Origin of the sequence: Microcystis sp. M53602_WE12 (assembly GCF_030065455.1) — a bacterium.
Classification (GTDB): domain Bacteria; phylum Cyanobacteriota; class Cyanobacteriia; order Cyanobacteriales; family Microcystaceae; genus Microcystis; species Microcystis aeruginosa.
The window spans coordinates 1-5172 of the sequence record NZ_JASJFB010000028.1 but is presented as its reverse complement, the minus strand read 5'-3'; the positions used below and the strand labels follow the sequence as shown (position 1 = coordinate 5172).

Genomic DNA, 5172 nt, shown 5'->3' with positions numbered 1-5172 from the left:
TTTTTCCTGGGGGTAGGAGTCAGTAGCCGGTCGTCAGGAGCCGGTCGTTTCAGGCTTTGTTGCCCTTGTTTTTTGTACCAAGCGATGTACTACAAGAAGGATAATGCAAGGTTTTTGAAAGTCCCAATCCTATTTTCTTGCACTAACATCGGACTTTAACAGGTCAAAAGCTTTATTTTAAAAGGGTTTTACCATTATTCAGCAAGCCCTAATTATAACCAGCTACTTATTCATCCCATAGGAGAATTTGAGGTCAATTGTACTGCATTTAAACTGGGTAGGGAGCATTTTAATACAAATGTACGGAACTTGGTCACTCCTCACCCTGTTCACTTAAGTTTCAGCGTCGTGATTATAATTAGGGAATGATAGAAATTCTTAGGCAATAGGATCACATCAGTGTTGATAAATCATCTTTTCTTCGGCGCTTTCCTACCCCTTGATACTCTCCTGTCCACCCAGGGGATTATGGTTATGCTTCTGGCCGCTTATGCTTTAGCCATGTGGATGTTTCTAACTAGCGCCCCAAAAGTTCATACAATCATGGTGACAGATTTGGAGACAGCCCGACAATTTTATGAAGGACTTTTAAATTTACCCACGGCCGATGTCCCCCTCCATTACTATTACAATTATGAGCAGACGATGGGCAATAATATGATTGACCCATTTTATATGTCTAGTAATCCGGCTGTGACTACTGCCAACCCTTCTTTGGGAGATCAACCCCAGGGTTTATGGTATCAGTTAAAGAAAAATACCCAACTGCACATCGTTGCTGGAGCAACCGCGGGTTATAAGGATCGTCATCGTCACGTTTGTTTTGATCACGATTGTTTAGAACAAATTCTGATGCGGGTGGAATCACGACGCTTAAAGTATAAAGTTCGTCGCAATAAACCTTTAAATTTTTTGGTCAAAGATAATGCTGATCGCGTGATTGAAATGGCCGAAGTCTCGAATTAGTTAACGTTAATTAGATTGGGGGCAACTATAACGGTAAATAACTAAACTATGAATGCTCAACTGCTCACAATCGTTTTAATTTCTTTAGGGGTAGGTATTGGTTTGGCCATTCTACTCCTAATTTTAGTCAAGTTAAGACGCTGCAACCAACAGGTAAATAGTATCGTCGATTATCACTCTCTCATCGGTTTAATCGGAGTTGTTCAAATCCCCTTCGATAAAAATAGCAAGGGGAAAGTGCGAGTTAATGTCGGGGATAGTCTGATCGATATAGTAGCGATAACGGAAGGGGAAGAACAATTTAATGTCGGGGATCAAGCATTTATCCTCAATTTCCAGGACAATAAAGTTTTAGTCATTGCGGAAAAGTATATCAGAGGCGATTTGTAATTTCTTCTAAACCAAAGGGTAACTAACTATGAATAGTCAAAATAATTCCTATCTCATCCAAATCAATCCCAATCAAGACGACAACAATCACAACAACAGTGCTGGTAATTTATTGTTGAATAGTGTTCCCATTGCTTTATTGATATTTCTGGGGATTGGTGCGATTTGGTTTATCAATGCTTTTTTGTGTATTTGCAAACCCAATGAAGTAGTAATCCTGAGTGGGATGAAACGCAAATCAAAAGATAGACAAGATGCAGGTTATCGAGTGATATCGGGGGGTCGGGCGATTCGTATTCCAATTTTAGAAACCGTTAAACGCATGGATGTCACCACAACCCCGATCAGAATTGAGATTAAAAATGCCTATTCTAAGGGCAATATTCCCCTGAATATCGTGGCAATTGCTAACGTGAAAGTTAGTTCTAAACCTGAAATAGTCGGCAATGCGATCGAACGTTTTTTAGATCGAGATCGAGAAGAAATTATTCGCGTAGCTAAAGAAACTTTAGAAGGAAACTTGCGGGGTGTAGTCGCAACAATGACCCCAGAACAAGTGAACGAAGATCGCCTAAAATTTGCCGAAAGTATTACCAGTAACGTCAGTCAAGATCTGTTTAAACTCGGTTTAGAAATTGATACTCTCAAAATTCAAAATGTTGCCGATGACGTGGATTATCTTAACTCCCTCGGACGGGAAAGAATCGCTTTAGTCATGCGTGATGCTGAAATTGCTGAATCAAATGCACTCAATGAAGCTGAACAAATAGTCGCGGAATGTGAGGAACAGGCAACCGTGGCTAAAACCCGCGATCAAATTATCATTTTAGAGCAAGAAAACGAATTGAGAAAGTTAAAGGCAAAACTGGAACAACAGGCAAAATCGGAAGAAGAAATAACTATCGCCGCCGCTAAGGAAAAACGTGCTATAGTTGAGGAAAAATTGCAACAGGTCAGAGCAGAATTAGAAAGATTACGTCTCCAAGCAGATCAAGTTTTACCCGCAGAAGCGCAGCAGGAAGCCGAAACTTTCCGCGCTAGAGGAGAAGCGGCAATTTTTGAAGAAAATGCCAAAGCTGAAGCCTTGGTTAACGAATTATTCGCGGAAGTCTGGCAAAATACCGGCAGCGAAGCAGAGGCAATTTTCTTGATTCAACAGTTAGAAACTATCCTAGAAGAAGCGATCAAAATTCCTAAACGCTTACACCTCGAGCGAGTTAATATTGTTGATAATGGTGATGGGAAATCCCTCGCTACCCTGATTAAAGTCTATCCCGAAATCGTCAATCAATTCCTCGCCAGTGTCCATCAAACCCTCGGTATTGATGTGGTCGGAACTCTCACCAATAAAATTGAAAAATAGCAGTCAGAAAACATACTAGCCTGATTTTATTGAGTACGGAAGTTATCGATTTATTCCTGCCAATAAATTGTCTTATATTCTGCTTCCTTGCTCCAGTATTGCAGGAATAATAAATGGCGGATAACCTGTTCTAAAAGACTGGCTACAGCATTTTTCTTTTCTTTGCCCAAATCCTCTAATTCCTCGATTAAATGTTCTAAGTCTAGCTGTTGAAATTGATGATTTCTGAGTAGGCTAATGGTTTCTCCTAGCCATTGAGAGTCATCAATCTCATAGAGTTGTTTTAATGCGTGAACACCTAGCATAATTGATTGTCTCCATCTTAGAGCAGTGCCATGGTGAGTAAATTTGTAGATAATAATCTTCTCGATTAACTCGATAACATTTCTTTGATTGTTAGGGTCAACAACCTGTTGGTGGGTTTGCTCAATCAAGGATTGAACTTGTTTTGGTGCTTTTTTTGCGCCGATGAGGATAAACTGGAGGATACTGATCCCAAGAGATGATAGATGAGATAACTTTAGATTAGTGCTTATTATTCTCCCCAACATCTCTTCTTCCCTTCTTTTAATTTTCCTTGGTGATCTTCCACATTTCTTAAATAATTTGAACAATCACATCTCTCGATGAATGCTCAAAAAATGCCTCGTCTCTGTGGGCTAAAAATTCAGGCAATTACTCCCTATTCTCTCGCTTGGTCGCAACAGCGATCGCTGGTGGAGGCGAGAATTGCTAATCCTGACTTACCCGATGTGCTGCTGCTGCTGGAACATCCCCCCGTTTACACCCTCGGTACTGGTTCAGATATTAAGTTTATTAAATTTAATCTTGACAAAACCGACAAAGAAGTGTACCGAATCGAGCGAGGAGGCGAAGTCACCTATCACTGTCCGGGGCAGTTAGTGGGCTATCCGATCCTCAATTTGCGCTATTATCGGCAGGATTTACACTGGTATTTGCGACAATTGGAAGAAGTCATCCTGCAAACTATCGCTATTTATGGATTGTCGGGGGAAAGAATCGCGGGCCTGACGGGGGTATGGGTAGAAGGGTATAAAATAGCGGCGATCGGTATTAAAGTTAGTCATTGGATTACCTATCATGGTTTTGCCATCAATGTTTGTCCAGATTTAAGCGGTTTTGCCGAGATTATTCCCTGTGGGATTGCTAATAAACCCGTGGGCAGTTTACGGCAGTTTCTGCCTAATATTAGTCTTATGCAAGTACAGCAAGATTTATCGAGAGTTTTCGCCTCAGTTTTCGGTGTGGAATTATTTTCTCTTGACAAGGATTAACATGAGCGATCGCAAAGACCCAGAAAAACTCGCCGCGGAAAATAGGGACGATAACCCCGAAAATAACGGTAAAACCAGTTTATCGCCCCCCGATGCTTCTGAATACGTCTCCTCTTTATCTTCGCGTAATCCCGTGCGTCAGCGCATCCTACTATTAAAAGATCTTCGACCGGGTAATGCGGGGTTACTACTGGCCCCCCTGATGGTGATGACCATCGGCCTGGTCTTTAGCTGGGACTGGTTAGGCTTTTCTGGGGCGATAGTAGCGATATTAATATCTTTACAGGTGATTTTGCCCTCTATTCGCCAGTGGATCGCCCATTATCTCACTCCCTCTGAACGTCAGACGGTTTTTGCCTTTATAGTTTTTATAGCTGCTCTGGCCGGATTAGGGAAATATTTAGGAGTTTACGGGCGAATATTGCGATGGTTAGAGAGTTTTAAATACGATGAGTTTGGTTCCTGGGCCGAGTGGGTGGGGGCCTTGGGACAGATTATGATCGCCGTGTTAGCCGTCTATGTGGCCTGGGAACAGTACGTTATTTCTAAGGATTTAACCATACAGCAAAATCGCATTACCCAACAACAGACGATCGATTCCTATTTTCAGGGCATTTCCGATCTAGCCTTGGATGAGGAGGGATTTTTAGAAGATTGGCCCCAGGAAAGAGCGATCGCAGAAGGTCGCACCGCTTCCATCCTCAGCAGTGTCGATGCCTCTGGAAAAGCGAAAATACTGCGTTTTTTGAGTCAATCGCGGCTATTATCACCGATTAAACGCGATCGTTATCTAGGCAGACCGATTCTAGACGGGGAAGGGGGTTATGCGGAGGATCGAGAGTTCGGTACAAGAGTAGTACAATTGGGGGTAATGTTAGCGGGGGCCGACATTTCTGGGCAGGATTTGCGCTGGACGGATTTAAGCGAAGCGAATATGGTGCGGGCCGATTTAAGTTATAGCGATTTGGTGAAAGCAAATGTATCGCGGACAATTCTCTACGAAGCTAATTTAAGAGGGGCAGATATGAAAGGGATGCGTTTATTTTATGGTTCCCTAGAAAATGCTACCCCCCGCAGTCGTACCGTTCCCCCCAATTATGACAGCGGAGAACACACGGGAGCAGTGGTAGAAAATGTCAATTTTACCGGGGTGAAAAA

5 protein-coding genes and 2 pseudogenes are annotated in these 5172 nt (G+C 42.4%); 5 read left to right on the top strand and 2 right to left on the bottom strand.

Annotation, left to right across the window (positions count from 1 at the left end; genetic code table 11):
• Positions 1-399: 399 nt before the first annotated feature.
• The 3 genes from PX482_RS01120 to PX482_RS01110 are packed head-to-tail and all read left to right on the top strand — an operon-like array spanning position 400 to position 2719.
• Complete coding sequence (locus PX482_RS01120; RefSeq protein ID WP_002784990.1) at positions 400-966, top strand: hypothetical protein; 567 nt, start codon at positions 400-402, stop codon at positions 964-966.
• 48 nt (positions 967-1014) lie between these two features.
• Complete coding sequence (locus tag PX482_RS01115) at positions 1015-1356, top strand: hypothetical protein (protein WP_002757816.1); 342 nt, start codon at positions 1015-1017, stop codon at positions 1354-1356.
• 28 nt (positions 1357-1384) lie between these two features.
• The gene (locus PX482_RS01110; RefSeq protein WP_002757817.1) at positions 1385-2719 is read left to right on the top strand and encodes a flotillin family protein; all 1335 of its coding nucleotides are present in this window, start codon (positions 1385-1387) and stop codon (positions 2717-2719) included.
• 53 nt (positions 2720-2772) lie between these two features.
• Here the strand turns inward: PX482_RS01110 and PX482_RS01105 are convergent.
• Together PX482_RS01105 and PX482_RS01100 are read right to left on the bottom strand one after the other, a co-directional pair.
• Positions 2773-3024, bottom strand: a pseudogene (locus tag PX482_RS01105) (DUF29 domain-containing protein); the annotation flags it as partial.
• A 45-nt stretch (positions 3025-3069) separates the two neighbouring features.
• Positions 3070-3270: pseudogene (locus tag PX482_RS01100) on the bottom strand (DUF2887 domain-containing protein); the annotation flags it as partial.
• Positions 3271-3345: 75 nt separating this feature from the next.
• Here PX482_RS01100 and lipB point away from each other — a divergent pair.
• A complete protein-coding gene (gene lipB, locus PX482_RS01095) occupies positions 3346-4014 on the top strand; it encodes a lipoyl(octanoyl) transferase LipB (protein WP_079208926.1) in 669 nt (222 codons plus the stop codon).
• A gap of 1 nt (position 4015) precedes the next feature.
• Positions 4016-5172 (top strand): pentapeptide repeat-containing protein (locus PX482_RS01090; RefSeq protein ID WP_288121970.1); only part of this gene is annotated, 1157 nt, incomplete at its 3' end.

Bases quoted from the DNA above. Each gene is read 5' to 3' on its own strand.
- PX482_RS01115 (WP_002757816.1), top strand. From the start codon at position 1,015: ATGAATGCTCAACTGCTCACAATCGTTTTAATTTCTTTAGGGGTAGGT.
- PX482_RS01110 (WP_002757817.1), top strand. From the start codon at position 1,385: ATGAATAGTCAAAATAATTCCTATCTCATCCAAATCAATCCCAATCAA.
- lipB (WP_079208926.1), top strand. From the start codon at position 3,346: ATGAATGCTCAAAAAATGCCTCGTCTCTGTGGGCTAAAAATTCAGGCA.